Genomic DNA, 2597 nt, shown 5'->3' with positions numbered 1-2597 from the left:
CAGGGGTTTCCTTACGTAGTAGGGGTTTTCGGTGTGTCGGGATGGCCTGTCACTCTTAACGGATGAGATAATCAATGCGTGACTAACGGTAGCGGCAGGATGGGGCGGGTGAGCCAACCGGTGTTGCCGTTGCTGCCGGCTCAGGCGCGTTCGATCGGGCCGGCGGCGGGGCTGTTGGAAGGTCCGGACGGCGGGGTGGTGTTCGTGTTCGGGTTGGCGACCTTTGACTATGCGGCCACCGATGCTGCCGGTCGTCGGTTGGCTGCGGTGCAGCTGGTGCGGAGCAAGATCGCGTCGGCGACCGAGGTCGCGTCGGCGTTCTCGGTCAACCAGGCCACGTTGTGGCGTTGGGTGGGGTCGTTCACGACCCAAGGGGTGCTGGGGCTGGTCCGTGACGTTCCCGGCCCGAAGGGTCCGAGCAAGCTCACCGAAGCCCTCACGGCGCAGATCATTGCGCTGCAGGCCGATGGTCTGACGTTGCTCACGATCGCCGCGCGGACGGGGGTATCGACCGCGACGGTCCGGGTCGCGTTGGGGCGGGTCACGACGCGCACCCCGCAGCCGGTGGAGCAGCCGATCGAGGTGGAGATCGTCATCGACGATGACACCGAGACCGGCACCGAGAGCACCGATGACGAGCAGGCGGAGCTGGTGGTACTGGCACCGCCGCTCGCGCGAACTGCGGAGCGGGTCGCGGCCAGGTTCGGTGATCTTGTTGAGGCGCCGGTGGTGTTCACCGAGGGCGCGCAGCTGCCGCTGGTCGGGTTGTTGTTGGCGTTGCCGGCGTTGGAGATGACGGGCCTTCTCGGGGTTGCCGGGCAGGTGTTCGGTCCGATGCGCAAGGGCTTCTACGGGCTGCGCGTCACGCTGTTGATGGGGGTGTTCATGGCGTTACTGCGCGAGCCTCGCGCTGAGGCCGCGACCCGGCTGCGACCGGCGGATCTGGGCAGGGTCCTCGGGCTCGATCGGGCTCCGGAGGTCAAGACGTTGCGCCGCGAACTCACCGAGCTCGGCGGCCACGGCAAGGGAGCGCAGCTGCAAGCCGCCCTCGGCGCACACCACGTTCAGTCCCGTCCGGAGGCGGTCGGGTTCCTCTACCTGGACGGACATGTCCGGGTCTACTCAGGGACCCGGGCGCTACCCAAGACCCACATCGCCCGGATGCGGATCGCCGGCCCCGCGACGGAGGAGACCTGGGTCGGTGACAGCGACGGCGACCCGGTGATGGTCATCACCGCCGCCCCGTCTCAGTCGCTGGCCTCGGAGCTGCGCCGGCTGCTGCCGCAGCTGCGGACGTTGATCGGCCCCGAGCGGCGGTGCACGCTGGTGTTCGACCGCGGCGGCTACAGCCCACAGGTGTTCGCCGAGATCATCGCCGCCGACATGGACCTGCTCACCTACTACAAGGGCGCGTGGGCCCGCGCCGCGGCCAGCACCTTCACCACCCTCGAGCACACCGCCCCCGACGGCAGCAGCCACCACTACGAACTCGCCGAACGCCCCATCACCTTGCCCGTCCCACGCCAACCCGCGGGCACCGCGGGCACCGCGGGCACCGCGGGCACGGACGCGGCTGGCACGGTGAGGCTGCGGTTGATCATCCGACGCAGCCCCGACGGACATCAGACCCCGATCCTGACCAACCGCACCGACCTGACCGCGGCCGAGATCGCCTACCGGATGGGTAACCGGTGGAGGCAGGAGAACTACTTCAAACACGGTCGCGAGCACTTCGCCCTCGACGCCCTGGACTCCTACGCCGACCACCCTGATGACATGACCCGGCTGGTCCCCAACCCGGCCAAGCACCAGGCCATCGACCGCGTCAAAGACGCCCGCAAAGACCTCACCGACGCCCACACCAGCCTCGCCGAGGCCCTCGACACTGCCGTGGCCAAGGCCGGCCGGCGCGGCAACGGCGGGACAGCACTGGTCGACCCCGCTGCCGGCGTCGCGTTAACTACCGCTCAGGCCGACCTCGCCGAGGCGACGAACGCATCCCGCAAGACCCCAAGTCACCTGCCGCTCGGGCAGGTCCGGCCCGGCAGCCGGCTGCTGGAGACCGAACGCAAACTCCTCACCCACGCCATCCGAATGAGTGCCTACAACACCGAAACCGCCCTGGCTCGGCTACTGCGGCCCCACTACGCTCGCAATGACGACGAAGGACGCGCGCTGCTCCGCGAAGCATTCACCCTCTCCGGTGACCTGCAGATCACCGGCAACACACTGCACGTCCGGCTCGACCCCGCCAGCGCCCCAAGACGAAGCAACGCCCTCGCCGCGCTCTGCAACGAGCTCACCGCCACCGCTACCCACTACCCCGGAACCGAACTGACACTCCGCTACAGCGTCAAGGGCTACCCAACCCCCGCATAAACGATCTCACCATGTCCGGAGGTCTGGAACCATAAAGGTGTTTGCCAGTCAGGATATGGCGCCGGTTCTCGGGGTGGATGTGGTCTTGGTCGGCGCCTAGGGATGCGATCTCGACGGACAGCATCCCGTTCCGATCCCCTATCGCGAACGAGGAGACCGCGGTGCTGCTCTACACGTCCGGCACGGCTGGTCAGACAAAGGGGGGATTTCACGCACGG

General features: G+C 68.0%; 1 protein-coding gene. It reads left to right on the top strand.

The genetic code is table 11. The annotated features are described in order from the left end of the window. The first annotated feature begins 108 nt into the window (after positions 1-108). Positions 109-2379, top strand: a complete 2271-nt coding sequence (locus Q0R63_RS20160; RefSeq protein WP_295701480.1) for a putative transposase — start codon at positions 109-111, stop codon at positions 2377-2379. Positions 2380-2597: the final 218 nt, after the last annotated feature.

It is taken from the genome of Lapillicoccus sp. (assembly GCF_025353065.1).
Classification (GTDB): domain Bacteria; phylum Actinomycetota; class Actinomycetes; order Actinomycetales; family Dermatophilaceae; genus Lapillicoccus.
Note: the sequence above shows the minus strand (reverse complement) of the source record. Positions and strands in the feature narration are given on the sequence as shown.